Genomic DNA, 23,972 nt, shown 5'->3' on the forward strand with positions numbered 1-23,972 from the left:
GCATTCTTAACTGGAGGCGGATGCAGTATTATCTTGTATCTACTCCAGCGGCATGATCAGAAGAAAGACATCATTTCTGACGAACTTGATAAGGTCGAGGCATCACTTCGCGGTCTTGGTCATGATCGGATAACGTATCTCGGGCAGAAATATCTAGATAAGGGATGCATCAGCAGAGAAGAATATGAAAACCTCCATGATTACCTTTTTGTGCCGTATCAGAATCTCGGAGGAAATGGCACGGCAAAGAAAATCATGGATGAGGTAAATAAACTGCCGATGTGCAGCAAGGAGGATAATCATGATTCTGAATGAAAATGTTTATAAATTACTGAAATGGGCACTAATGATCGTGGTTCCAGCACTGATCACGTTAATCAGTTCCCTGGGGACCATCTATGGGTGGGACACCAGCACGATCACGCTGACGATTGCCGCTATCGCTACATTTCTCGGTGTGATTACTGGAATCAGCAATTCCAATTATTACAAAGACAATACCGATTCAGAAGACTGAAGGGAGGTGATCCGCCGATCTATGGACGTTTTCATCTATGAAGACGGTCCATTCAATCATCACAGCCCCGACGTACCGGAGAGAGACCGGGACCGGGCCGTCACGCCCGAACGTGACAGCGAGCATTGTAATAATGCAGGCCAGCTAAAACGGTTGCTTTTCCTTATTAAAACAGTTAATTCGGACAAATTAACTCAAACTATTTGTGAACATCCTCTCGGGAAACCGGGAGGTTTTTTTTTTTTTTTTTTTTTTTTTTTTTTTTTTTTATGCCTACATGCTTGCATAGGTTTTTGAACAATCGTAGCTAAAATCGTAGCTAAATTGCCTGAAGGCATAAGAAAAGCCGCATTGTTATGCGACTTTTCTAATAGACTTATGGGGCGGTTAATGGGACTCGAACCCATGAGTGCTGGAGCCACAATCCAGTGTGTTAACCAACTTCACCATAACCGCCAGGTGCGAGTAATATTTTAACCTAATCTGCCAATACACGCAAGGCCCATTTTTTTCGGGGGCTTGCCGGTTGCAGAACCTTGAAGAACTATTAAACTGGAAGCTATGACAGATAAAGAAGAACGGCTGAATCAGGCAGCTGAACAGATCCGTCTGCTGGAGCAGTATTCTGCGAAGATCAGAAACGAAAACGTGCAGACAAGTCTGCGAAGTCTCATCAGCGTGCTTGGTTCTCTGAAAGAAACCCAGTACCTGTTTGACAGCGGGGAGAAAGAACTGAAGAATCTTTATGCAAGATATCTGCCGTATCTGGATCAGATTCTTGCTCAGTATCTGGAAATCTCTGAGAGCGGAAACTATGAAGCAGTTCTGAAATCGGAGCGTGAGCTTCAGAGGACGCTGATCAGTCTTACGGATGCGGTCAGGAAGATCAATCTGATTCTTCCGCAGGACGAAGCGGCAGACGCTGCTGCTTCTATGGCGGCAGAGAAGATGAAGCATGCAATGGAGAGCTGACATGAAACTGGATGAATATCCGAACCTGAAAGATCGGATCGGGGAACTGGATGAAGGTGCTGCTTCATGGCAATCTTCGAGCACGCTCAGAAATGTGACTGCCGCAGCAATTGTGATCGTAGTGGTTCTGTTTCTGAGAGAGCAGCTGATTCCGGCAATTGCGGTGACTGCAGTTCTTCTGCTGATATTGATTCCGTATTTTCTGGAATTCCGGAGAGCAGAAGAATCATGGGACAGGATTTCTGCTTCAGATCGTTCCCAGCTGGAACAGGATGCCGCAAATGGAGAAGTGTTCGGCAATGCGCTGCTCTTGAATCGGTATGTCCTGGTTCAGGAGCAGGCAGGCTTATTCCTGATCCGGATGAAGCAACTGAGTTCTGTTTCCATCCGGATTGCAAAGCCTTCGGAAACGCATGGAATCTCCGGCCAGAATGGCGGAGATACATTTCTCGTTTCGTTCCGGGATCGGGATGGTCATGAGTATCGGGTTCTGTATCCTTCTCGCTTTGGTGTTTCTGAAGCAGATGTGCTTGCCATGCTGAAAAGCAGGATGGAGCCGGAGAATCCGGATATTACTTATCAGAGAGGGTAATGCAGATGGAAAAAGATCTGGTTGCGGAACAGATTAAGGAAGAACTGCTGAAGAGAAAGTGGTCGGTGTGCACGTGTGAGTCCATGACAGCCGGGATGGTTGCTTCAGCACTCGGAGACATTCCGGGAATTTCAGAGGTGCTGGCAGGGGGATTAGTCACGTATATGACGAAAGAGAAACATATCCTTGCCGGAGTTCCGGAAGAGATTCTGAATACGGTCGGTGCCGTCTCGGAAGAATGTGCTGCCGCGATGGCTTCCGGAGCAGCAGAGCGCATGGGATGCGAGGCGTGTGTGTCGGTCACCGGAAATGCCGGCCCGACCGGGATGGAGAATAAAGAAGACGGACTGGTCTATATCGGAACCTATGTATCCGGAAAGACCGCTGTCAGAGAATATCATTTCTCCGGAAGCCGGCAGGAGACCAGAGAAGCAGCGTGTCTGCAGGCATTGAAGGATCTGCTGAATGACATCAGAAACGAAAAGAGACCGTGACGGGTCTCTTTAAAGTGGTCCCTGTAGAAAGGACAGCACTCTGACAGTGCTGAGGTCCTCCTGCAGGGGCCATTTTTATGGGCAGAAAATCCAGAAAACGCAATCCTAAAACTGATTATGTATTCTTCTCTCCAGAGGAAATCCAGATTCTCCAGGCTAATCCGAATGTGAAATTCATCCGGACGAATCACATCGCATTCACCTATGAGTTCAGATGCCGGATGTATGACTGGTATGTCTCTCATCACGAGATCCGCAAGTTCCTGGAGAACAATGGAATCTCCACGAAAATGATAGGGAACCAAGTGATTAAGAAACTGACTGAGAATTTCAGAAAACATGGTCACCCCACCAATGGAAATGGGCCTTCGATTTCTGTTTCTGCGCCGAAGCTTTCAGAAGAAGAAATCCAGCTGCTCATTGACACCGGAGTATTCGTCAGAGCTCGTGGCGGCATCTCTTTTTCAGATGCGTTCGTTAAAGAAGCGATAAGGAGATATCCTGGCACTGACCTTAGAACGCTTCTGAAGGAGCACGGCATTGATCCGAACCGGATCGGTTATCAGAGAATCCATAGGCTTAAACTCCTTCTGGAAGGAAAATTACCTGTTACGGGTAAATTTTTCCGTTCCGATGAAGTGATTTCTGAACTGAAGAGCTGTTCCTGGGTCAGAACAGTCACCCGGAAAAAACTTTCCCTCCGATCAGAATTCTATGAATGTGCTTATCTGATCAGAGACCTTCCGATTCTGGATGTAATGCAGGTATTTGAGATTCCTGCAGACTTGCTCAGCGCGGGAGAACTGATGCGGATTCGATATAAGCTTCTGCACTGGAAGCCGGATCGTGTTAACAGAAAGGTTCATCTTGCCGCTCTGGATCTCAGCACCGCGAAGAAACTGTGCGAGCTGATGGAGAAGATGGAAGAGAGAAAAATGAGTGAGCTAAGAGAAAGCCTTCGTATTACTTCTCCTGAGACTCTCCGGAAAGTGTGTGATCTCATTCATGATCAGGTGAAAGCCTTCCCTTACGTCAGAGGATTCTCGATCAGCGGTGCGTGCAGAATCCTCGGCTTCAGCCACTCTCGCTTCTATCGTCTGAGATACTATGTTTCCAACGGAAAACAGCGTCAGGATGAGAAAGACATTGAACGGATCAGGAAAGTGATTGAATACCGCGGATATCCGAAAGGAACCCGCATGGTGACCATGATGATGCCGAAGCTGCAGAAGACGGTCATGAACCGCAAGAAAGTTCAGAGGCTGATGAGAAAGGCCGGACTGCTGTGTACGGTCAGAGCACCGAAGAAATCCAGGCAGGCAGCCAGAGAACTGCTTCAGAGGAACCGGAAAGAGAATGTGCTGAAGCGCAGATTTCGTCTTGGGAAACCTTATGAACAGGTCATGACAGATGTCACCTATATCAAAGACTGCCGGGGAAATACTTCCTATTACTCTCCGATCAAAGACAGTGTTTCCGGCCTGATTCTGTCTTCTGCAGTAAGCGATACACAGGATCTGAACCTTACTGATGAGATGCTGAGCGGAATCATGAAAGATCAGGATCAGAATACCGTCTGTTCGACAGGAATGGTATTTCATTCCGATCAGGGGGCACTGTATCTTTCCGATGCGTTTCAGAAGAAGCTGAAGAAGATGGGATTCGTTCAGTCCATGTCACGGCGTGGAAACTGCTGGGATAACGCATCCATGGAATCCTTCTTCGGGCATATGAAAGATGAAGCTGACTTCTCCGATGCCCATGATACGTCTGAGATCCGGCAGAAAATCAATGACTACATTGACTATTACAACTTTGAACGGCCGCAATGGAACCGCGGCAGAAAGACACCGATGGACTTTGCCGTCTATCTGAACAATCTTTCTGAGCAGGAATACCAGGAATACCTTTCCAGGGAACAGGCAAAGTATGACCGCATGATGGCCAGGTCTGCAGAAAAGGCACGGAAGCACGCTGCAGATCTTGGTGCTGTGATACCATCGGAATCATAGAGAGGTAATAGAGATGGGTAAGAAGAAAACGAAGTATTACGAGAAACGCAGTGCCATTCAGGAAATTGCAGAGAAGAACGAATACGTGAAGGACATTCACGGAACGAATCTGATCTACAAGACGGAGTTCTATATCAGGATGTGTCAGCAGATGAACAAAGGAATGACGGGAGTGGAAGCTTATGAATCACTCGGCTTCCCGGTAAAGGAACTGGGTACTGATCGTGCAAACAGTGCTGCCAAGCGTGCCAGAGAGATGGAGAAAGACGGATCGTTCGTTGATCCTTCCAGATTTGACGGGAGTATTCCCCGTGATGAGATGGGAGATCTGACGCCGGAGGAAGAAGCCGCTTATTACAAAGCACGGACAGCTTATCTGGAAGCACTGCTCGAACTGGAAAAAAAAGTACACGAACTATTGGCGGAGACGAATACATCATCGAATCCGAACTGAAGAACCATCAGAAGTTCAGAATGGTGTATTACACTCTTCAGAAGCAGGAGACTCAGCCAGCAGGACATGTTCATCAGTTCTCGGCATCAGATCTGTTCCGGATCTTCGGCTGCAGTTCCAGCGGCTATTACAGCTGGAAGAAACGATTTGAGAATCCTGTGGAAACGAAAACGCAGAAAGAAGACCGGGAGATCAAGGAGAAGATGATCTCAATCATCCATAAGCACTGCGGAATTCCCGGAGCGCGGACCTTCCGTACTTACCTGTGGCGTGATTACGATCTCAGGGTGAGCAGAAAACGGATCACCAGACTGATGAAAGAAATGCGCATTACCGCATATGTCCCTCATAAAGATGCCTATAAGGGACAGGCAACTCATTTCCATCCATGTGATGCCAAGCAGAACTATGTCGATCGTGACTTCGGTGACAGCCCGCGGAAAGTGATCCTGACAGACATTACCTATCTCTACTATGGAAGTAATCGCGAGCTCTGCTATCTGTGTGCGTTCAAGGATGGATTCACGAGGGAAATCCTGGGATCAGCAGTAAGCAGGCATATGGATGTCTCTCTGGTTACAGAAGCCTATCACCGTATGATGGACCAGCATCGCAGCGAACTGAATCATCCGGACGCTCTGATTCATTCCGATCAGGGGAGTCAGTACCTGTCCGTTACCTTTCAGAAGCTGCTCGAAGATGACGGCTTCGTGCAGTCCATGTCCAGGCGAGGGAACAGCCAGGACAACGCACCGATGGAATCCTTCTTCGGAAGAATGAAGTGCCAGCTTCTGAAGCTGATCGAGATGTGTCCGGACTATCAGACAGTCAGAGGTCTGATTGCAGGCTATATGCAGCACTACAATGAGAAAGCTGATCAGTATGATCTTGCAGGTCTTACTCCTGCGGAGTTCTATCAGTACAAGACTACAGGAGTCTATCCATTAGATAACTACTACGGTATCGCAGGAGATCGGATGAGGCCGGTTGAAAGCCTGGTAGAGGATCATCTGAACTATCTGAAGAAGAAGCGGGAAGAAAACGTTCAGAAGAAGAAGGAAGCAGAAAAGAAGCTCCTTCCGATGCACATCATTGCGACAGATCAGAAGAAGCTGAAGAAAGAAATTCAGAAACTGAATACGCTCATTGAAGACTCCAATGAGGAAATCAGAGAACTGGAAGCACTTCTGGAGCGAGTGAGAGCAGCAGGAAAAGCTTACGAAACAGCAGATGAAGAACTGAAGAAGAAGCTTGAGAATCCGCAGGAATGGAAGAACACACCGCCATTTGACTACGTCACAGAAATGGACGCTCTTTACTGATACAGGCACAGAAAGAATAGAGCAGCTTACTTCCCCTGGCCAGAAGATGTTTTCGTCATGCGCAGAATGAATCATCCGAGCACTGATGATCCGGAAACATCTCTCTGAAACCTGCTGAATACAGAAAGAAGACAGCTATGATTCAGCTGTCTTCCGTCTTGATCAATGCATGTGACCCTCAGAAACCCGAACTGTCAGAAAACTGTCCTTGACAACGGGGCCACTTTACTTTTCTCATCAGACCAAGTTTTTCTCATCCGCGCCAGGTATCGGTGATGACGTGATGCTTGCGCATGAACTCTTCATCGCTGGAACACAGGGCAACGATGCCCTGGATCAGGCCGATCAGAGCAGGAATGCCAGTCCAGCAGAAGCAGATGCTGACGATTCCTTTTGTGGTTTCACCCATATAGAAGTACTGAATGCCGATATCGCCGAGCAGAATCGCAAGGATTCCGTAGGCGATTTTTGATTTGACCGGCCATCTGCTGTCCGGTATGAACGAATTGTCCGTGAAGTAATCCCTGCTGTCAGGGTTCTGATAGAACGGTTCGGGCTGTGGCTGTTCCTGATACTGGTACTGTTTCTTGTTCGGCTCCCAGTCATCCAGCTTTGCCCCGCAGTTCGGACAGAAATGTGCACCGGAGCGTATTTCAGCTCCGCAGTTCGGACAATACCATTCCATTGTTACTCCTCCTCATAATTCATCATTGCAGAAAGAACTTTCTGGACCTGACGGGCTTCATCTTCTCTCAGCCATGTCAAGGTGCCGTTTTCCTGAAGCTTGGCGACAATCGCCAGGCCTCTGGCTTCCGGATCATGTGAGCGCAGCAGCACGATGGAATTGTCTTCCATCGCTCCGGGAAGCGCTCTGCGGTTGTATAAGATCCGATATGGATTGCCTAGCATGTCTGCAGGTGCGGTAACGAGGTGCCTTGCTTCGGAATACGGTTCCCGGTGAGCGGAACGGATGACTTTATTGGTCTCATAGAACATCGTGTCCATTGCGTAGGCTGAAGTGCGCAGGGCATCGATCTTGTGCGTGCGGGTATCGGTATAATAAGTCCTGAGAACCAGTGTTCCGCGGAAGAAATAAGGCTGGTCATGGCCGTATAACGCGATGGTGCACACATTCTGCCGCAGGTGTTCGAAACCAGGTGTCTGCTTTTCCATTGCCGTGATCCTCCTCTTATTTTTATGATAAACTCTTTCGGTTTATTTGAGTAGACAATCATTTTGGTGCTGTGCGGGAGCAATATACGGTAATATTTAACTGTTATGAGTAAAATCATTGATCAGTTCGGCGTTCACGTCGGGAAGAATGCAGAAGCACATCCGGAACGGATCCGGAAAGAGATCCTTGCGGCCTATAAGCTGTTCGGTTGGTATCAGCATCATTTCCCGGATCAGCGTAAGCCGAAATCCCGCCGGTATCTGGCTGATGCATGCATGAAGTTCATGGTTGACGGTTTCTCGCATCCGGAACACGCAGCGATGGTCAGCATCTTCATGCCATGCGAGCTGCTGCATGCGTTCGGTATTTCGCCGATCTGCGCGGAGATGTTTTCCACGTATCTCAATGGGGCAGGTGCCGAGAAGGCATTTGCAGAGGCGGCAGAGAAAGCTGGCATTGCGGATACGTACTGCAGCTATCATAAAGTCGTGATGGGAGCAGCCCTGACTGGAGTGCTTCCTTCGACTCGCTATATCATCAATACTTCGCTTGCCTGCGATGCGAATAATCTGACCTTCCGGGCATTGTCGGAAAAGATGGGCACACCCCAGTTTTATGTGGAGGTTCCATACCGCAAGGAAGAATATTCCGTGGAGTATGTCATGCAGGAACTGAAGGAACTGGCCGCTGCCCTGGAAGAGCGGGAAGGAAAACGTCTTGATCCTGGCTTATTGAAGATGTATACCGATCGCAGTGCAGAAACGATCCGGAATATTCAGAAGACGATTCCGCTGCGGAAGACGAGATATCTGCCAGGCGATCTGACATCGGAATTATATGAAGCGCTGATGATGCATAATGCGCTGGGGAGCGAGGAAGCGCTGGAGTATTCCCGGCTTCTGAAAAAAGATTTTGAGCATGTGTCTCTGGATGAGGGAAAGCGGATTCTCTGGATGCATACGAATCCGTTCTGGCAGAAGAGTGCCCAGGAACTGCTGAATTACCGGCCTGACCAGCACGTTGCGGCAACCGAGCTGAGCTATGATGTCTGGCAGAATTATCATACAGATGATCCGTTCCGCTTCATGGCAGAACGTCTGGTCTATGATCCGTATAACGGACCGATATCTGACCGGATCCGGGCGGCGGAGGAAATGGCTCAGAAGGTTTCTGCAGATGGCGTCGTGCTGTTCTGCCACTGGGGCTGCAAGGAGACGTGCGGTGCTTCTCCGTATATCAAGCAGCAGCTGGAGGCGGCGGGATTTCCGACGCTGATTCTGAATGGGGACGGAGTGGATCGCTCCAATACCTCAGACGGGCAGATTTCCACCCGGTTAGGAGCGTTCATGGAAATGCTGGGAGGGATGAAATGATCTATACCTCATGCCGATATGCGCCAGAGGAACTGATGGCGGGGTTCCAGGAAACCTGCCAGCGGCTCGATCCTTCTCCGGAAGGGTTTGAGTGTGCGGATTCATGTTCTCATCCGAATATGTGCAGCTATGCCAAGGCGGTAATTGAAGAAATCAGAAGACTGTCTGCTGAGTGCGTGATTCTGACTGACTGCTGTGATGCGACAAGAAGAGTCTATGATGTGCTGAAAGCATCAGGCACCGTCAGATTCCTGTATCTGCTGCCGCTTCCGCATAAGAACGGCGAAGCAGAACTGAAGCTGTTCGAGCAGGAACTGATCCGCCTGAAGGATGCTTATCAGGAGTATTCCGGGAAACCGTTTCAGGTTTCAGAAGCGGTGAACGCATATCAGAAGCAGCAGAAGAATCCCCGGAAGGAGCCTTCCGGTTCCTTTCTGCGGCTGATCGGCGCTCATGGGGGAAGAGTTCTGAAAGAAGAGATCGGTGAAGTGTTTCCGGATATTGAACTGATCGATGATACGTGTACCGGAAATCGCTATCTCAGAAGAGAAGCGGAAAGCGAAGCTTCCTTCTTTCACTGGTATGCTTATGCGCTCCTGAATCAGGATCAGGCATGCATGCGGATGTGCTACCGGGGCGGAAAGAATCCGGAGTATCAGAAACGTCCGGCAGGAGAAATCTTCCATACGATCAAGTTCTGCGATTATTACAGCTTTGAATACATGGAAGAAAAGAAGAATCCGGATCTTCCGATTCTGAAGATCGAGACGGATACGACAAGGCAGAACAGCGGACAGCTGAAGACGCGGCTGGAGGCGTTCCGGGAGGAGCTTGGAATGAGTCAGATCAGTTCGATCCGGGTCAGTGATCCTGATCGGGTATATGTTGCAGGAATCGACAGCGGCAGCGCAAGCACAGATGCGGTAGTCATGGACCGGAATCGCAGAATTCTAGGACGAGCGATTCTGCCGACCGGAGCAGGTGCGGCCAGCGGCGCGGAGAAAGCGCTGGAACAGGCATTGCGTGAAGCAGGCATCCGGAAAGAAGAACTGAGTGCGATCGTGACGACAGGATACGGCCGGGAGACGATCGGTGTCGGCTCGGCTTCCGTGACTGAGATCACGTGTCATGCAAGAGGGGCGCACTTCCTGGATCCGGATGCCCGCACGGTCATTGATATCGGCGGCCAGGACAGCAAGGTGATCCGCATTGATGAGAACGGGTCAGTGAAGAATTTCGTGATGAATGACAAGTGTGCAGCCGGAACCGGAAGGTTCCTGGAGATGCAGGCAAGAGCACTCGGGTTATCGCTTGCCGAGATGTCTGAGCTTGGTCTTTCGTGGAAGAATGAAGTGACGATCTCCAGCATGTGCACGGTATTTGCGGAATCCGAAGTGGTCAGCCTGGTAGCGCAGAATGTTCCGGCCGCAGATATCATCCATGGCCTGAATCGCTCGGTCGCTTCCAGAACTGCGCTGCTTGGCGGCAGGATCGGCATGGAGCCGGCGTTTATCATGACGGGCGGAGTGGCGCAGAATGCCGGGGTGGTCGCGTGCCTGGAAGAGAAACTCGGAGAGAAGATCTTCGTCTCTCCGGATTCACAGCTCTGCGGCTCGATCGGAGCGGCGCTGATTGCGCTGGAACAGGTCGGCGTGCATGCAGACAATCGATGAGGCTCTGGAAAAACTGAGCAGGTCTTCGTTCCGGGCGTCGTTTCATCTGAATGCAGAAGAAAAGGAATATGTCCGCAAGAAGGGAATGGATACCATCCGGAGCCACTGCAGGGATTTTGTGCGGGAACGGCTGGCACCGGCATACCCGCTTCATGATGGCCGGCAGACGCCGACGCATGGACATCCGGTCTTCCCGGCTCAGCATGCATGTGCGTGCTGCTGCCGCGGCTGTTTGCAGAAGTGGTACCGGGTTCCGAAAGGCGTGCCGCTGAGCGAGGTGCAGCAGGAGAAAATCGTGAATCTCCTGATGGCGTGGATCGAGAGGGAAATGAAAGAAGAATCAGTTCAGAAGAGGGAGGATTAGTACATGTCGTATTCTGAAGAAGTATATGCTTCACTTGCCGCAAAACATGCGGGCGAACCGGAGTTCCTGGAGGCAGCCAAGCGCGTGCTGAAATCGATTGCACCAGCCGTGGATGCCAATGAGGAACTGTACCGGAAGAACGGATTGCTGGAGCGGCTGACCGAACCGGAGCGGATCATCACATTCCGGGTTCCGTGGCAGGATGATTCCGGCAAGATTCATGTGAATCTGGGCTATCGGGTGCAGTTCAATTCTGCGATCGGTCCGTACAAGGGAGGACTGCGGTTCCATCCGTCCGTGAATCAGTCGATTCTGAAGTTCCTCGGCTTTGAGCAGGTGTTCAAGAACAGCCTGACCGGACTGCCGATCGGCGGCGGAAAGGGTGGTTCTGATTTTGATCCGAAAGGAAAATCAGATGCCGAAGTCATGCGTTTCTGCCAGAGTTTCATGACCGAGCTGTATAAGTATATCGGCCCGGACCAGGATGTTCCGGCAGGCGATATTGGCGTAGGCGGACGCGAAATCGGCTATCTGTATGGTCAGTACAAGCGGATCACTGGCCAGTATCAGGGGGTTCTGACGGGCAAGGGTCTTTCCTTCGGAGGTTCTCTGGCAAGACCGGAAGCTACTGGCTATGGCTTGGTGTATATCACCGAGGAAATGGTAAGAGGTGCCGGAAAGGAACTGGCTGGAAAGACGGTTGTCATCTCAGGTTCCGGCAATGTCGCGCAGTATGCATGCAGGAAGGCACAGGAGCTTGGAGCAAAAGTTGTCACGATGTCTGATTCGAATGGATATATCTATGATCCGGATGGAATTCAGCTGGATGTCGTTCTGGAGATCAAGCAGGGTCATCGCGGCAGAATCAGGGAATATCTGGAAAAGGTACCGGCAGCTCAGTATTTCGAGGGTCAGAAGCCATGGGGCGTGAAGTGCGATATCGCATTGCCGTGCGCAACTCAGAACGAGATCAGCGGCAAGGATGCGAAGACTCTGATTGAACATGGATGCTGGTGTGTCGCGGAAGGCGCAAATATGCCGTCTGATGCGGATGCGGTAGATGCGTATGAGGCAGCACGGGTTTCCAGCGGATTTCTGTATATGCCGGGCAAGGCTGCTAATGCCGGCGGGGTTGCGGTGTCTGCACTGGAGATGTCGCAGAACTCCGAGCGTCTTTCCTGGACGTTTGAAGAGGTTGATGGCAAGCTGAAGGAGATCATGAGAGGCATCTACCTGAAGAGTTCTGAAGCTGCAGAACGCTATGGATGTCCGGGCGATTTCGTGGTCGGTGCGAATATTGCCGGCTTCGAGAAGGTTGCGGAAGCGATGATCGCCCAGGGACTTGTCTGAGACAGAAAGAACATATCTGAAGGCTCCTGCTTCGGCAGGAGTCTTTTTCTGACGGATTGTAAAGAAATAGCCGGAGAAAATAAATATTTACCTGAAATTTACAAAATGTTTGAATCCGGAAGGGTACCGTGTGATAATGAAGTCAGAAAGCGTTTGTATTCAAAAATAGGGAGGAAAAGATAATGAAACGCGTTTTGAGTGTCGCTCTTGGCTTCATGATGGCGGTAAGCCTGGCAGGATGCGGAGGTTCGTCTTCCGATACTGCTTCTGCAGGCAGCTCTGCTGCAGCAGATTCCGGAGATAATACCCTTGTCGTCTATTCGCCGAATACGGATTCTCTGATCAATGCAACGATCCCTGCGTTTGAACAGGCGACCGGAATCAAGGTGGAAGTGATTTCTGCTGGTACCGGTGACTTGCAGACCCGTATCGATTCGGAAAAGGAGAATCCGCAGGGTGATGTCATGTTCGGCGGAATGAATCCTTCGCAGCTGGAGAAGTATCCGGATAACTTTGAAGAATATACGTCTCCGAATGATACGCTGCTTCCGAAGGAATATCAGAATTATAAAGGTATCATTTCCCATTACTGCCTCGATGGTTCGGCAGCTCTCTTAGTCAATACGGATGTCTTTGCAGAACTCGGCCTGAATCCGGATGACTTCACTTCGTATGAAGATCTGCTGTGGCCGGAACTGAAGGGACATATCGCGATGGGAGATCCGGCAAACTCCTCCAGTGCATGGGCAGAGCTCACGAATATGCTGCTGGTTATGGGAACTCCTGGCGAATATGATGAGGACGCATGGACGTTCGTCGAAGAATTTGCGAAGAACCTGGATGGCATCATGCTTGATTCTTCTTCCAAGATCTACAAGGGAGTTGCAGATGGTGAGTATGCTGTCGGTGTCTCTTATGAAGATCCGTGCGTTGGTCTGCTGGTAGATGGTGCTACGAACCTGAAGCTGGTCTATCCGTCTGAGGGTGCTGTATGGCTGCCGGCAGGGGTTGCAATCATCAAGGGTGCTCCGCACGAAGAGAATGCGAAGAAGTTCATCGACTTCCTGCTGAGTGATGAAGGACAGCAGGCAATTGCGACAACGACTGCTCGTCCGGCAAATACGAGCATTCAGAATACGACTGATCTGATGACGCCGTTCTCTGAGATCAACGTTGCGTATGAAGACATTGACTACTGCGCAGAGCACAAGGCTGAGTGGCAGCAGCGCTGGACGGATATCTTCACGAGCAGTGTAGAGTAAGCTTTATCATTTCTTTTCAGGAGAGTCGAATATGAGTGTGAATATCAGGATCAAGGATGCCGTGAAGAAATACGGCGATCATACCATCATTTCCGACTTATCACTGGATATCAGGGAGGGTGAATTCTTCACCCTCCTTGGTCCTTCCGGATGTGGTAAGACGACGCTGCTTCGGATGATTGCCGGCTTCAATTCCATTGAAGGAGGAGACTTCTATTTCAATGATGTCCGGATCAATGACATGGATCCGGCAAAGCGGAATATCGGCATGGTGTTCCAGAACTATGCGGTGTTTCCGAATATGACCGTCGAGAAGAATGTTGCCTTCGGCCTGAAGCAGAGAAAGCTCCCGAAAGAAGAGATTCAGGAGAAGACGGATAAATTCCTGAAGCTGATGCAGATTGATCAGTACCGTGACCGGATGCCAGAGCGTCTTTCCGGCGGCCAGCAGCAGCGTGTTGCCCTGGCCAGAGCACTGGCCATCACGCCGGATGTGCTGCTGATGGATGAGCCGCTTTCCAACCTCGATGCGAAGCTGCGTGTCGAGATGCGTTCGGTCATCAAGGAAATTCAGCACAGTGTCGGCATCACGACGGTATATGTCACTCACGACCAGGAAGAAGCGATGGCGGTCAGCGACCGGATCGCGGTCATGAATCATGGCGACATTCAGCAGGTAGGAACGCCGAAGAACCTGTATCAGCGTCCGGCCAACCAGTTTGTCGCAAACTTCATCGGCCGCACGAATATGATGAAGGCGCATCTGGCTGTCAGGGATGGAGTTCCGTATCTGCAGCTGAAGGCAGGATTTGAAGTGCCGATGAACACGATCCGCCCGGAGGAAATTTATGACCGGGATGTGATTGCTTCGATCCGTCCGGAAGAAATGGTTGTGGATCCTTCCGATGGTGGAAAAGGTGTCGAAGCAGTTGTGGATGATGCGGTATTCCTCGGTCTTGATACGACGTATTTCGTGCATTTCATGGATGGAGAGAAGGCTGTCATCATTCAGGAATCGAGCATTGATTCCATGATTGAGAAGGGCACGGATGTGCATCTGCTTCTGAAGACTGAAAAACTGAATCTGTTCAATGAGGATGGAAGCAGGAGCCTGATGACTGGCGTCGTCAATGACCTGGATCTTCTGAAGAAAGGTGCGTGAGTTTCATGACCGCCATGGAAATGAAGTCTTCAGATGCCCGGAAGTCCTTTGATATCTGGAAAGGAATTTCCTGGGGCATTCTGGCTCTTTATGCCCTGTTCCTGATTTATCCGCTGATCCGTCTTCTGATCAGTGCCGTCTATGTGGACGGACACTTCACCCTGGAATATTTCGGACAGTTCTTTGCGAAGAAGTATTACACCTCGACGATCTGGAATTCTCTGAAAGTCAGCTTCATGGTCACGCTGGTTTCGCTGGTGATCGGAGTTCCGCTGGCCTATTTCTATACGATGTATGACCTGAAGGGCAAGCGTGTCCTGCAGGTTCTGATCATCCTCTGCAGCATGTCGGCTCCGTTCATCGGTGCGTATTCCTGGATTCTATTGCTTGGAAGAAGCGGTCTGATCACCGGATGGTTCAAGTCGATCGGGATCACGCTGCCGACGATCTACGGCTTCCGGGGGATCTTCCTCGTGCAGGCACTGCAGCTGTTCCCGCTTGTATTCCTGTATGTGTGCGGCGGTCTGAAGAACGTCGACCAGTCGCTGCTGGAGGCGTCGGAAAACCTCGGCTGCACGAGTGTGAAGCGGTTCTTCACCGTGGTGATTCCATTATGCATGCCGACCATTCTTGCGAGTGCATTGCTTGTCTTCATGCGTGCATTTGCGGATTTCGGTACGCCGCTATTGATCGGTGAAGGCTATCGGACATTCCCGGTCATCATCTACAATGCATACTTCTCCGAAGTAGGAACGAACCACAGCTTCGGTGCTGCGGTCAGTGTCATCGCCATTGTGATCACGACGGTGATCTTCCTGATTCAGAATTATGCCAACAGCAAATTCCAGTTCACAATGAATGCGCTGCATCCGATTGAGCGTCATCCGGCTTCCGGAGCGAAGAGCTTCTGGATGAACTTCTTTGCCTGGGCAGTCGTGCTGATTGCTTTCATGCCGCAGGTATATGTCATGTACACGTCCTTCAAGAAGACTTCCGGAAAGCTGTTCACGGATGGCTATTCGCTGGACAGCTACCGGACCGCCTTTGCGTCGGCAGACCGGGCAATCCCGAATACGTTCATCATCGGCATTGAAGCACTTGCAATCACCGTGATCATTGCAATTCTGATTGCGTATCTCGTCGTTCGAAGAAAGAACAAGACGAATGAAGTGATTGATACGCTGTCCATGGTTCCGTATATCATTCCTGGTTCGGTCATCGGTATTGCGCTGGTCATCGCATTCAGCTCGAAGCCGCTGGTGCTGACCGGAACTGCCGTGATCATGGTCATCGCACTGGTCATCCGCCGTATGCCGTATACGATCCGTTCTTCGGTTGCGATTCTGCAGCAGATTCCGATGTCGATCGAAGAAGCTGCGATTTCGCTCGGATCTTCGAAGATGAAAGCATTCTTCCAGATCACGGTTCCGATGATGGGCAATGGCATTCTGTCAGGTGCGATCCTGTCGTGGGTCACGATCATCACCGAGCTTTCCACAGCCATCATCCTCTACAACCTGAAGACGATCACACTGACGCTGGAGGTTTATATCAACGTCACAAGAGGAAGCTATGGAGTCGCTGCTGCGTATGCCACGATCCTCACCGCAACCACGATCATCTCGCTCTTATTGTTCATGAAGTTCTCGAAGAACAAGGAGATTTCGTTCTGAATCATCGACCTCTGCTGCGGCAGAGGTTTTTATATGCATGCATAGCAGAAGAAAAGGAACTGCACTGCAGTTCCTTTCAGATTCGTATGAATTGTTCTGCTGATCAGTCTTCGATGTAGACCCACTTCATGCGCTGCGTCTTCTTCGGACGATCGGAAGCATCGGTATCGGTTTCAGCGATCTCGTCAACGGTTTCCATGCCTTCCACGACATGTCCGAATGCAGCATACTGGCCATCCAGATACGGAGCGTCCTGGTGCATGATGAAGAACTGGCTGGAAGCGCTGTTCGGATCCATGGTTCTTGCCATCGAGATCGTGCCGCGCACGTGCCTGATCGGATTCGGATATCCGTTGGAAGCGAATTCTCCCGGAATCTCTTCATCAGATCCGCCAGCACCGGTTCCGGTCGGGTCGCCGCCCTGAATCATGAAGCCGGAGATGACCCGGTGGAAGATCAGTCCGTCATAGAAGTGCTCTTCGACAAGCTTGCGGAAATTTGCAGCAGTGATCGGTGCATTCTTCTCATCAAGTTCGATCTTGATGGTATGCCCGTTTTCCATTTCAATAACAATCATGTGATTTCTCCTTGCGTCAGAATTCTATCACAGGTATGGTTCTCATTCCATCGAATCAAGATGCACGGAACAGACGCTCTTCATGGATTTTAAGAGCTTCATTAATTCTTCCGGACTGCAGGACATCGAACTGATATCGAGTGCGAGCAAGACGCTTGCCTTGCCGGCAACCGGCAGGGATTGCGAGATGGTCAGCACACTGCCGCCATGCTCGCTGACTGCGGTCAGCACTTCGGAAAGACTTCCGGCCTCATGCCTTAAAAGAAGCGAGAACACAGCTTTCCGCGTGGAGCCGAGATCTTCTTCGGCCCGGTAGACATAGTCTTTGTATTTATAGAAGGTGCTGCGGGAGATGCCTGCTTTTTTCACGGCTTCGGTCACGCTGGAAACTTCATGGGAAGAAAGCAGATCTCTGGCCTGGATCACCTGGTCCAGGTAATCCGGGAGAATCTTTCTGGAAACGATCAGATAATCTTTTTCCATGTTCCTTCCTCGAAATATTCAGTTCCTTCATGAGCTGCCTGAAGCGGCAGGATCTTCCATTCTTCCGGAAGTCCTGAAATCTCTGCTGCGGCAGTTTCGGAGAGCGGCTTTGTGCTGATGAGCAGACAGGTAGAACCGGAACCGCTGATCAGCAGCTTCCCATCTGTATCTGATTCGGCAATCTTTCTGGCTTCCTCGAAATGAGGAATCAGGGTCTTCCGGTATGGTTCATGAAGCTGATCGATCGAAGCTTCTTTCAGAAGCTCGAAATCACCGGTACGGAATGCTTCGGTGAGCAGAACAGCATGCGCTCCGTTTCCGGCTGCAACGCTTCTCGGATAAGCTTCCGGGAGAATCGATCTTGCCTGATGCGTGGAGACTTCAAAGTCCGGAATCAGAACGGTGAAGTGAAAGACTTCGGAAAGCGGAAGCTTCCGAGTCAGGTAGAGACCGTTGCTGCGGATCATGCAGGCAGTCAGCCCGCCATAGATACATGGCGCTGCATTGTCAGGATGTCCTTCCATCTCCGCAGAGAGTTCGAAGATCTGATTCCCTGTAAGGGGAATTCCGAGCAGCTTCGCTGCGGCAATGCCGCCGACAATCATGGCGGCACTAGAGCCAAGTCCTCTGGAAGAAGGAATGTCGCAGTCGAAGCGGACATGGAGATTCTTCCCGCCGGCTTTGCGGAATGCCTGGACGAAGAGATTATCCGGATTGGCAAAACGAGGTTCCGTGTTCTCGAGAATCAGTTCATCCGAAGGTTCGATTTCAAACGTGTTGTATAAGTTCAATGCCAGGCCGAGGCAGTCAAATCCAGGGCCGAGGTTGGCGCTGGTTGCAGGAACGCGGAACTTAATCATGCGAGAGCTCCTCCATGCGTTTCGTGATGAAGGAGATGCCGCCCTGTTTCTCGATGACGGTATGGAACCGGGTCGGAAGATCTTTCAGTTCGGCAAGGCCTGCCGGGATTTCCGTATTGCTGAGGGAAGACAGCTTCTGCATGGCCGCAAACGGATCTTCCGGTACTTCGGAAGAAATGCAGCTCAGCACATCCTTCGCAAACTTATACGGGCTTGCCGTAGACAGAACGATGCACGGAATTTGATCTCCGGTTTCCTTCTGGTATTCATGCATGGCATGATAGGCAACTGCGGTATGCGGATCGATCAGGACGTGTTCATTCTCAAACAGCGTTCTGATCTCTTTGCGACAGGATTCTTCATCGGTCCAGTATCCGGAAAAGATGCTGCGGATATTCTTCAGCATGTCTTCGGGAATCGTGTAGCTTCCTTCGTTCTTCAGTTGTTCCATGCAGGAAGCAGCAAAGGAATCATCCTTGCTTTCGAAATAGAGCAGGCGTTCCAGGTTGCTGGAAATCAGAATGTCCATCGAAGGAGACATCGTCAGATGAAATGGACGATGGACAGAATACGTGCCGGTATTCAGAAAATCCGTCAGCACATGGTTGGAGTTGCTGGCACAGATGAGTCTCTTGACTGGAAGGCCCATCTGCTTTGCAAGATACCCGGCCAGGATATCGCCGAAGTTGCCGGTCGGAACGACGAAGTTCACCGGATCTCCTGCCTGGATCGTACCATTGCTTACAAGCTTTGAATAGGAAGTGAAATAGTATACGACCTGCGGGGCAAGCCGGCCGATGTTGATGGAATTGGCACTGGAGATGGTCACATGATGGCAGGCGTTCAGTACTGCTTTGCTGCGGCAGGCTTCCTTGACCATGCGCTGGCAGTCGTCGAAGTTTCCTCTGACTGCTACGACCATGACATTATTGCCGCGGCTTGTCTGCATCTGCAGCTTCTGGATTTCCGAGACGCCATCCGAAGGATAGAAGACCGTGATGGCAGTATGCGGAACATCCGCAAAGCCGGAGAGGGCTGCTTTGCCGGTATCGCCGCTGGTTGCGGTGAGGATGGCGATCGTATCGTCTCTTCCTTTTTCGCCATAGGCTTCCGAAAGCAGATGGGGCAGGATGGTCAGGGCGATGTCCTTGAAGGCACTGGTCGGGCCATGCCAGAGTTCCATAAGCCAGCCGTCGCTGACCTTGGTGAGCGGAACGATGTCAGTACTATTGAATCTCGTATCGTAGGCGCTGGTGATGGAGCGATGGAGTTCATCCTTGGAATAGCCGTCCAGCAGGATGGAAAGGACGTTCTGAGCAGTGTCCTGGTAGCTCTTGTTCAGATAGTCTTCGGATTTTAACAGAGGCAGGGGTTCGGATGGAACGAACAGACCGCCGTCTTCGGCGAGGCCGTGCAGGACTGCTTCCTGCGGGGTGGCGGAAATACTGTGGTTTCTGGTACTCTGATATCGCATGTCTGAATTCTCCTTGAAGGGATAACTCCTGTATGATACTATGTTTGTGTTTTGAATACAACTGTGCTTGTATTGAACACAGTTCAGAAATACAGGGGATTGCTATGAAGATCGGATTGCTCGGACATGGAGTTGTAGGAAGCGGAGTTGCTGAGATTATCGACAGCGGCAGAAGTGCTGAAGTAAAGGATCTCAGAGTGGAGAAGATGCTGGTACGCACCCGGCAGGAAGTGACGGAAGCACGGATCACGACAGAAGTATCAGAGATTCTGGATGATCCGGAAATTGAGGTGATTGCGGAATGCATGGGCGGGCTGGAACCCGCTCATACGTATGTGAAGACGGCCTTGGAATATGGAAAGTCCGTGGTATCTTCCAACAAGAAGATGCTGGCTGCGTATTACAGCGAGCTGATGGAGATTGCTGAAAAGAATCATGTGATGCTTCGGATGGAGGCTGCAGTCGGAGGCGGAATTCCGTGGATGGAGAATCTGATGCGGATCCGCAGAATTGAACCGATTGATTCGTTCCGGGGCATTTTCAATGGCACGACGAACTATATTCTCTCGGCCATGAAGGAAGAGCAGAAAGAGTTTGACGAAATGCTGAAAGGCGCGCAGGCGGCTGGCTATGCGGAGCGGAATCCGGGCGATGATATCGATGGGTTCGATGTCCGCTACAAGGTGGCGCTTACCTGTGCGCAGGCTTTTGATGCATTGGTGGATCCTTCGGACATTCCGACGTTTGGAATCCGGAATATTCACAGCGAAGATCTGCTTCATGCCGAAGAGAGGAACCGTACGATCAAGCTGATCGGATGGGCAGAAGATCATGGCGATTCGGTAATGGCTATGGTGATGCCGGTTTTCGTGAAGGACAGCGATTACCTGAGCCGGATTCCATGCAATCTCAATGGCATTGAATCGTTCAGCCGGACGCTAGGGAAAGCTGGCTTTGTGGGCCAGGGGGCAGGAAGTCTTCCGACCGCACATGCTGTGGTGCAGGATCTGATTGATGTATCTGAAGGAAGAAAAGAAGTATCCCGCAATCTGAAGAAGAAAACGGTGAACTGCAGAGATCGCAAGGGTGTCTATTATATCCGGACGAAGCAGCCGGAAGTATTTGCAGAGGTGGCTGCAGAGAAGCTGGATCAGAACTGTCTGATCACGGAACAGGTGGAATGGAAGAAGCTCGAAGGGCTTCTGAATCAGGCAGCGGATCCGGATCTCTTTCTTGCGGAGGTGCAGGCATGATCAAGGTTGCGAAATTCGGCGGTTCTTCGGTTGCGAATGCAGAGCAGTTCAGGAAGGTGAAGCAGATTGTCCTGTCTGATCCTTCCCGGAAGTTCATCGTGAGCAGTGCCTGCGGAAAATCTTCTTCGGAGGATCATAAGGTCACGGATCTGCTGTATCTCTGCGAGGCGCATGTACGGTTCGGGGTTTCGTATGAATCCATTTTCTCCCAGATTGAAGAAAAGTACTATGGAATCAAAAAAGAACTCGGTCTTCAGATTGATCTGGAGAAGGAGTTTGCGTCGATCCGTTCCTATATGAAGAAGGGAATGTCGACAGATTATCTGGTCAGCCGCGGTGAGTATCTGACGAGCAAGTGCCTGGCAGAGTATCTTGGCTATGAGTTCGTCGATGCGGCGGATGTGATTGCCTTCCGCTACAATGGCGACATTGATCTGCAGCGGACCGGACAGCTGCTGGAAGAGCGGTCGGATGGCCAGGGCATGGTGATTCCGGGCTTCTATGGAAGTCTGCCGAATGGCACCATCAAGGTGATGAGCCGGGGCGGTTCGGATATCACCGGTTCGGTGATTGCCAATGTGATGAATGCGGATGTCTATGAGAACTGGACAGATGTGAGCGGCTTCTATGTCACGGATCCGAAAATTGTCGAGAATCCGGTTGCGATTCCGCGGCTGAATTACAATGAGCTGCGCGAGATGAGCTACATGGGGGCCAATGTGCTGCATGATGATGCGGTGTTCCCGGTGAAGTCCAAGAATATTCCGATCAATATCCGGAATACGAATGCGCCGGATGATCCGGGCACGATGATTCTGAATGACTGCAGTGAGCTGGATCGGACGGATCCGCCGCATGCGATCACGGGCATCACGGGCAGAAAGGATTACACGTCGATCACGATCGTGAAGAATCATGCATCGGCAGAAGTAGGTTTTCTCAGAAGGATGCTGCAGGCGTTTGAAGACTATCATGTCAGCATCGAAGAGGTTCCGACGACGGTCGATACGTTCTCAGTATTGGTCAGTTCCTCAGCAGTTCAGAACTGCCTGTATGACATTGTCGGAAGGCTCAAGGAAGAACTGCATCCCGAGGATGTGAGGATCGAAGAACATCTGGCTCTGGTGGCAGTGGTAGGCAGAGCGATGAAGGAACAGCCGGGCATGTCCGGAAGACTATTGTCAGAGTTTGGCCATAACAAGATCAATATCAAGACGATCAGCCAGAGCTCGGATGAGCTGTGCATCGTGGTCGGTGTTATGAATCGGGATTTTGAGAAAGCAATCCGGTGCATCTACCGGAGATTCATTTCGGAAGAGAGGACGCGGTAATGAGAATCGGAATACTTGGCGCGACCGGCGCAGTCGGGCGTCAGATGATGGAGTGCCTTGAAGAACAGAAGATCATCCCCGATGATCTGATATTGCTGGCCAGCCCAAGAAGTGAAGGAAAGGTTCTGCCTTTTGCGGGGAAAGAACTGATGGTGCATGCGGTCAATGAAGCATGGCTGGAAGGACTGGATTATGTGCTCGGAGCAGTCGACGCTGATACGTCGAGAAAGTGGGCGCCGGCAATCAGGAATAGCGGTGCCGTTTATATCGATAATTCCAGTGCGTTCCGCCTGGAAGAGGATATTCCGCTGGTTGTTCCGGAGATCAATGGAGCAGATGCGCTGAATCACCATGGCATCATTGCAAATCCGAACTGCAGCACGATTATCACGCTGATGGCAATTGCGCCGATTCATCAGATCAGCCCCATCCGCAAGGTGATTGCGTCTACGTATCAGGCAGTATCTGGTGCCGGCATGCATGGCATTGACGAACTGGAGCAGGAAGTGAAGGACATTGCAGAAGGAAAGGCAGTGAAGCCTTCGGTCTTCCCGGCGCAGATTGCTTATAACTGCATTCCGTGGATCGGCAGTGAGAAAGAAGCAGGCTATACAAGCGAAGAGCTGAAGATGCGCAATGAGGGCAGAAAGATTCTGCACAATCCGGAAATGAAAGTAACCTGCACGTGTGTGAGGGTTCCGGTCTTCCGGTCTCATTCGATTTCGGTCAGCGTGGAGTGCGAGCAGCCGGTTTCGGTGGAAGCTGCTGCTGAGGCGATTTCTCAGTTTGAGGGAGATGTGTATCTGAAGGATGGCTATCCGATGCCGCTGAATACGTCTGGCCAGGATAAGGTGTATGTCGGAAGACTGCGGCCGGATATGGTGTTTGACGGCGGGCTTTCGCTGTTCTGCTGCGGGGATCAGATCCGCAAAGGAGCAGCGGCGAATGCGGTTCAGATTCTGGCTTATCTGCTGAAGCACTGAGGCGGAAATTCGCTGTTTTTTCAGAACAGCTCTGTGCTAGAATGTCTTCCATAGAGAGGTTGATAATATGTTTCGTAGATTACTGGCGCTTGCGGCTGCGACTGGTGCTGCAATCGCTGTGACAGCAGCAGTGAAGACGGTTACGAAGAAGAAAGAACCGGAGCAGAAAGAAGACGATGATGATTCCGTCAATTTCATTGAGATTGACTCGGATGATGAAGATTCTTCTGAACAGAAGGAAGAGTCTTCTGCAGAGGCGAAGGAATATGCCCCGGAAGTGAAGGAAATCTCAGAGCTGTATCCGTATCTGAGCCTGGATTACATCGAGGAGCAGTTAAAGAGAAATGATGCCTTCAATACGGAGTATCCGGAAGATACGCTGGTGACGATTTCGCATAAAGCGCTGTTTGACAGCGAGGATCTGAAGGGTCAGTTCCGCACGATTGCGGAGCAGAATGGCTATGAGGCGAAGGATCTTGGCGAAAAGGAGTGCCTGGCGGTGCATAAGATGTTCACGCAGAATGGTGCGATTCTCTCGGATATCTTCAACGTAGCGAATCAGGTAGGATGCCTGAAGGGGTCCTACGAGGGGTACAACATCGAAGCTTAAGTCAGGA

At 50.7% G+C, this 23,972-nt stretch carries 25 protein-coding genes and 1 tRNA gene; 19 read left to right on the forward strand and 7 right to left on the reverse strand.

The annotated features are described in order from the left end of the window. Window positions 1-33 precede the first annotated feature (33 nt). Both C7E00_RS04215 and C7E00_RS04220 read left to right on the forward strand, forming a co-directional pair. Complete coding sequence (locus tag C7E00_RS04215; RefSeq protein WP_135358157.1) at window positions 34-315, forward strand: hypothetical protein; 282 nt, start codon at window positions 34-36, stop codon at window positions 313-315. Further along, window positions 302-517, forward strand: coding sequence for a phage holin (locus tag C7E00_RS04220; RefSeq protein WP_105303111.1), 216 nt, complete (start codon window positions 302-304; stop codon window positions 515-517). Before C7E00_RS04215 ends, C7E00_RS04220 begins: the two co-directional genes overlap by 14 nt. A 379-nt stretch (window positions 518-896) precedes the next feature. On the opposite strand, the gene C7E00_RS04230 is transcribed toward C7E00_RS04220, so the two are convergent. Beyond that, window positions 897-973: transfer RNA gene (locus C7E00_RS04230), tRNA-His, on the reverse strand. Between the two features lie 105 nt (window positions 974-1,078). Here C7E00_RS04230 and C7E00_RS04235 point away from each other — a divergent pair. From C7E00_RS04235 to C7E00_RS04260, 6 genes are all read left to right on the forward strand, one after another. Next, entirely contained in the window at window positions 1,079-1,489 is a 411-nt protein-coding gene (locus C7E00_RS04235; RefSeq protein WP_105303113.1) for a hypothetical protein, read from the forward strand. 1 nt (window position 1,490) lies between these two features. Then, entirely contained in the window at window positions 1,491-2,081 is a 591-nt protein-coding gene (locus C7E00_RS04240; protein ID WP_105303114.1) for a hypothetical protein, read from the forward strand. 5 nt (window positions 2,082-2,086) lie between these two features. After that, window positions 2,087-2,575 (forward strand): CinA family protein, encoded by a 489-nt coding sequence (locus C7E00_RS04245; protein ID WP_167836458.1) that lies wholly within the window; start codon window positions 2,087-2,089, stop codon window positions 2,573-2,575. Between the two features lie 77 nt (window positions 2,576-2,652). Further along, on the forward strand, window positions 2,653-4,587 hold the full coding sequence (locus tag C7E00_RS04250; protein ID WP_105302474.1) for an IS3 family transposase: 1,935 nt from the start codon (window positions 2,653-2,655) through the stop codon (window positions 4,585-4,587). Window positions 4,588-4,600: 13 nt separating this feature from the next. Beyond that, a complete protein-coding gene (locus tag C7E00_RS04255) occupies window positions 4,601-5,041 on the forward strand; it encodes a hypothetical protein (RefSeq protein WP_105302473.1) in 441 nt (146 codons plus the stop codon). A 20-nt stretch (window positions 5,042-5,061) separates the two neighbouring features. Continuing rightward, the gene (locus C7E00_RS04260) at window positions 5,062-6,363 is read left to right on the forward strand and encodes an IS3 family transposase (protein WP_105303116.1); all 1,302 of its coding nucleotides are present in this window, start codon (window positions 5,062-5,064) and stop codon (window positions 6,361-6,363) included. 253 nt (window positions 6,364-6,616) lie between these two features. On the opposite strand, the gene C7E00_RS04265 is transcribed toward C7E00_RS04260, so the two are convergent. Both C7E00_RS04265 and C7E00_RS04270 read right to left on the reverse strand, forming a co-directional pair. After that, window positions 6,617-7,048, reverse strand: a complete 432-nt coding sequence (locus C7E00_RS04265) for a TM2 domain-containing protein (RefSeq protein WP_105303117.1) — start codon at window positions 7,046-7,048, stop codon at window positions 6,617-6,619. 2 nt (window positions 7,049-7,050) lie between these two features. Further along, complete coding sequence (locus C7E00_RS04270) at window positions 7,051-7,536, reverse strand: hypothetical protein (protein ID WP_105303118.1); 486 nt, start codon at window positions 7,534-7,536, stop codon at window positions 7,051-7,053. A 105-nt stretch (window positions 7,537-7,641) separates the two neighbouring features. Here C7E00_RS04270 and C7E00_RS04275 point away from each other — a divergent pair, with 105 nt between their 5' ends. The 7 genes from C7E00_RS04275 (at window position 7,642) to C7E00_RS04305 (ending at window position 16,394) form a co-directional block, all read left to right on the forward strand. After that, window positions 7,642-8,910 carry a 2-hydroxyacyl-CoA dehydratase subunit D gene (locus C7E00_RS04275; RefSeq protein ID WP_105303119.1) on the forward strand — a complete coding sequence of 423 codons (1,269 nt, stop codon included), beginning with the start codon at window positions 7,642-7,644 and terminating at the stop codon, window positions 8,908-8,910. Next, window positions 8,907-10,583 carry an acyl-CoA dehydratase activase gene (locus C7E00_RS04280; RefSeq protein WP_105303120.1) on the forward strand — a complete coding sequence of 559 codons (1,677 nt, stop codon included), beginning with the start codon at window positions 8,907-8,909 and terminating at the stop codon, window positions 10,581-10,583. Before C7E00_RS04275 ends, C7E00_RS04280 begins: the two co-directional genes overlap by 4 nt. Further along, window positions 10,567-10,947, forward strand: coding sequence for a DUF4186 domain-containing protein (locus tag C7E00_RS04285; protein WP_105303121.1), 381 nt, complete (start codon window positions 10,567-10,569; stop codon window positions 10,945-10,947). The genes C7E00_RS04280 and C7E00_RS04285 overlap by 17 nt, the downstream gene beginning before the upstream one ends. A 3-nt stretch (window positions 10,948-10,950) precedes the next feature. Then, entirely contained in the window at window positions 10,951-12,297 is a 1,347-nt protein-coding gene (gene gdhA, locus C7E00_RS04290) for an NADP-specific glutamate dehydrogenase (RefSeq protein WP_105303122.1), read from the forward strand. Window positions 12,298-12,479: 182 nt separating this feature from the next. Further along, window positions 12,480-13,559, forward strand: a complete 1,080-nt coding sequence (locus tag C7E00_RS04295) for an extracellular solute-binding protein (protein WP_105303123.1) — start codon at window positions 12,480-12,482, stop codon at window positions 13,557-13,559. A gap of 31 nt (window positions 13,560-13,590) precedes the next feature. Next, complete coding sequence (locus C7E00_RS04300) at window positions 13,591-14,721, forward strand: ABC transporter ATP-binding protein (RefSeq protein ID WP_105303124.1); 1,131 nt, start codon at window positions 13,591-13,593, stop codon at window positions 14,719-14,721. 5 nt (window positions 14,722-14,726) lie between these two features. Then, window positions 14,727-16,394 (forward strand): ABC transporter permease, encoded by a 1,668-nt coding sequence (locus C7E00_RS04305; RefSeq protein WP_235897200.1) that lies wholly within the window; start codon window positions 14,727-14,729, stop codon window positions 16,392-16,394. Between the two features lie 103 nt (window positions 16,395-16,497). Here C7E00_RS04305 and C7E00_RS04310 read toward each other — a convergent pair whose 3' ends face one another. Genes C7E00_RS04310 through thrC form a run of 4 tightly spaced genes read right to left on the reverse strand, consistent with a single transcriptional unit; the run spans window position 16,498 to window position 19,788 of the window. Then, window positions 16,498-16,971, reverse strand: coding sequence for a peptidylprolyl isomerase (locus tag C7E00_RS04310; protein WP_105303125.1), 474 nt, complete (start codon window positions 16,969-16,971; stop codon window positions 16,498-16,500). Between the two features lie 42 nt (window positions 16,972-17,013). Continuing rightward, window positions 17,014-17,454, reverse strand: coding sequence for an ACT domain-containing protein (locus C7E00_RS04315; protein ID WP_105303126.1), 441 nt, complete (start codon window positions 17,452-17,454; stop codon window positions 17,014-17,016). Continuing rightward, a complete protein-coding gene (gene thrB, locus C7E00_RS04320) occupies window positions 17,436-18,314 on the reverse strand; it encodes a homoserine kinase (protein WP_105303127.1) in 879 nt (292 codons plus the stop codon). Before thrB ends, C7E00_RS04315 begins: the two co-directional genes overlap by 19 nt. Next, window positions 18,307-19,788: a threonine synthase gene (gene thrC, locus C7E00_RS04325; RefSeq protein WP_105303128.1), complete on the reverse strand. Its 1,482-nt coding sequence runs from the start codon at window positions 19,786-19,788 to the stop codon at window positions 18,307-18,309. Before thrC ends, thrB begins: the two co-directional genes overlap by 8 nt. Window positions 19,789-19,892: 104 nt before the next feature. On the opposite strand from thrC, the gene C7E00_RS04330 reads away from it, so the two are divergent. The 4 genes from C7E00_RS04330 to C7E00_RS04345 all read left to right on the forward strand — a co-directional run bounded on the left by C7E00_RS04330 (window position 19,893) and on the right by C7E00_RS04345 (window position 23,965). Further along, complete coding sequence (locus C7E00_RS04330) at window positions 19,893-21,041, forward strand: homoserine dehydrogenase (RefSeq protein ID WP_167836459.1); 1,149 nt, start codon at window positions 19,893-19,895, stop codon at window positions 21,039-21,041. After that, window positions 21,038-22,372, forward strand: a complete 1,335-nt coding sequence (locus C7E00_RS04335; RefSeq protein ID WP_105303130.1) for an aspartate kinase — start codon at window positions 21,038-21,040, stop codon at window positions 22,370-22,372. The genes C7E00_RS04330 and C7E00_RS04335 overlap by 4 nt, the downstream gene beginning before the upstream one ends. Then, window positions 22,372-23,355 carry an aspartate-semialdehyde dehydrogenase gene (locus C7E00_RS04340; RefSeq protein ID WP_105303131.1) on the forward strand — a complete coding sequence of 328 codons (984 nt, stop codon included), beginning with the start codon at window positions 22,372-22,374 and terminating at the stop codon, window positions 23,353-23,355. Before C7E00_RS04335 ends, C7E00_RS04340 begins: the two co-directional genes overlap by 1 nt. Window positions 23,356-23,422: 67 nt before the next feature. Continuing rightward, complete coding sequence (locus C7E00_RS04345) at window positions 23,423-23,965, forward strand: hypothetical protein (protein WP_105303132.1); 543 nt, start codon at window positions 23,423-23,425, stop codon at window positions 23,963-23,965. Window positions 23,966-23,972 lie beyond the last annotated feature (7 nt).

Origin of the sequence: Anaerolactibacter massiliensis (assembly GCF_900290205.1) — a bacterium.
Lineage (GTDB): Bacteria > Bacillota_I > Bacilli_A > Erysipelotrichales > Erysipelotrichaceae > Bulleidia > Bulleidia intestinalis.

What these genes read in the sequence shown, in the direction of transcription:
- C7E00_RS04335 (WP_105303130.1), top strand. Translation starts at nt 21,038, where the DNA reads ATGATCAAGGTTGCGAAATTCGGCGGTTCTTCGGTTGCGAATGCAGAG.
- C7E00_RS04295 (WP_105303123.1), top strand. Translation starts at nt 12,480, where the DNA reads ATGAAACGCGTTTTGAGTGTCGCTCTTGGCTTCATGATGGCGGTAAGC.
- C7E00_RS04305 (WP_235897200.1), top strand. Translation starts at nt 14,727, where the DNA reads ATGACCGCCATGGAAATGAAGTCTTCAGATGCCCGGAAGTCCTTTGAT.
- C7E00_RS04285 (WP_105303121.1), top strand. Translation starts at nt 10,567, where the DNA reads ATGCAGACAATCGATGAGGCTCTGGAAAAACTGAGCAGGTCTTCGTTC.
- gdhA (WP_105303122.1), top strand. Translation starts at nt 10,951, where the DNA reads ATGTCGTATTCTGAAGAAGTATATGCTTCACTTGCCGCAAAACATGCG.
- C7E00_RS04240 (WP_105303114.1), top strand. Translation starts at nt 1,491, where the DNA reads ATGAAACTGGATGAATATCCGAACCTGAAAGATCGGATCGGGGAACTG.
- C7E00_RS04260 (WP_105303116.1), top strand. Translation starts at nt 5,062, where the DNA reads ATGGTGTATTACACTCTTCAGAAGCAGGAGACTCAGCCAGCAGGACAT.
- C7E00_RS04315 (WP_105303126.1), bottom strand. Translation starts at nt 17,454, where the DNA reads ATGGAAAAAGATTATCTGATCGTTTCCAGAAAGATTCTCCCGGATTAC.
- C7E00_RS04235 (WP_105303113.1), top strand. Translation starts at nt 1,079, where the DNA reads ATGACAGATAAAGAAGAACGGCTGAATCAGGCAGCTGAACAGATCCGT.
- C7E00_RS04270 (WP_105303118.1), bottom strand. Translation starts at nt 7,536, where the DNA reads ATGGAAAAGCAGACACCTGGTTTCGAACACCTGCGGCAGAATGTGTGC.
- thrC (WP_105303128.1), bottom strand. Translation starts at nt 19,788, where the DNA reads ATGCGATATCAGAGTACCAGAAACCACAGTATTTCCGCCACCCCGCAG.
- C7E00_RS04265 (WP_105303117.1), bottom strand. Translation starts at nt 7,048, where the DNA reads ATGGAATGGTATTGTCCGAACTGCGGAGCTGAAATACGCTCCGGTGCA.
- C7E00_RS04300 (WP_105303124.1), top strand. Translation starts at nt 13,591, where the DNA reads ATGAGTGTGAATATCAGGATCAAGGATGCCGTGAAGAAATACGGCGAT.
- C7E00_RS04330 (WP_167836459.1), top strand. Translation starts at nt 19,893, where the DNA reads ATGAAGATCGGATTGCTCGGACATGGAGTTGTAGGAAGCGGAGTTGCT.
- C7E00_RS04280 (WP_105303120.1), top strand. Translation starts at nt 8,907, where the DNA reads ATGATCTATACCTCATGCCGATATGCGCCAGAGGAACTGATGGCGGGG.
- C7E00_RS04340 (WP_105303131.1), top strand. Translation starts at nt 22,372, where the DNA reads ATGAGAATCGGAATACTTGGCGCGACCGGCGCAGTCGGGCGTCAGATG.
- C7E00_RS04250 (WP_105302474.1), top strand. Translation starts at nt 2,653, where the DNA reads ATGGGCAGAAAATCCAGAAAACGCAATCCTAAAACTGATTATGTATTC.
- thrB (WP_105303127.1), bottom strand. Translation starts at nt 18,314, where the DNA reads ATGATTAAGTTCCGCGTTCCTGCAACCAGCGCCAACCTCGGCCCTGGA.
- C7E00_RS04220 (WP_105303111.1), top strand. Translation starts at nt 302, where the DNA reads ATGATTCTGAATGAAAATGTTTATAAATTACTGAAATGGGCACTAATG.
- C7E00_RS04345 (WP_105303132.1), top strand. Translation starts at nt 23,423, where the DNA reads ATGTTTCGTAGATTACTGGCGCTTGCGGCTGCGACTGGTGCTGCAATC.
- C7E00_RS04255 (WP_105302473.1), top strand. Translation starts at nt 4,601, where the DNA reads ATGGGTAAGAAGAAAACGAAGTATTACGAGAAACGCAGTGCCATTCAG.
- C7E00_RS04245 (WP_167836458.1), top strand. Translation starts at nt 2,087, where the DNA reads ATGGAAAAAGATCTGGTTGCGGAACAGATTAAGGAAGAACTGCTGAAG.
- C7E00_RS04310 (WP_105303125.1), bottom strand. Translation starts at nt 16,971, where the DNA reads ATGATTGTTATTGAAATGGAAAACGGGCATACCATCAAGATCGAACTT.
- C7E00_RS04275 (WP_105303119.1), top strand. Translation starts at nt 7,642, where the DNA reads ATGAGTAAAATCATTGATCAGTTCGGCGTTCACGTCGGGAAGAATGCA.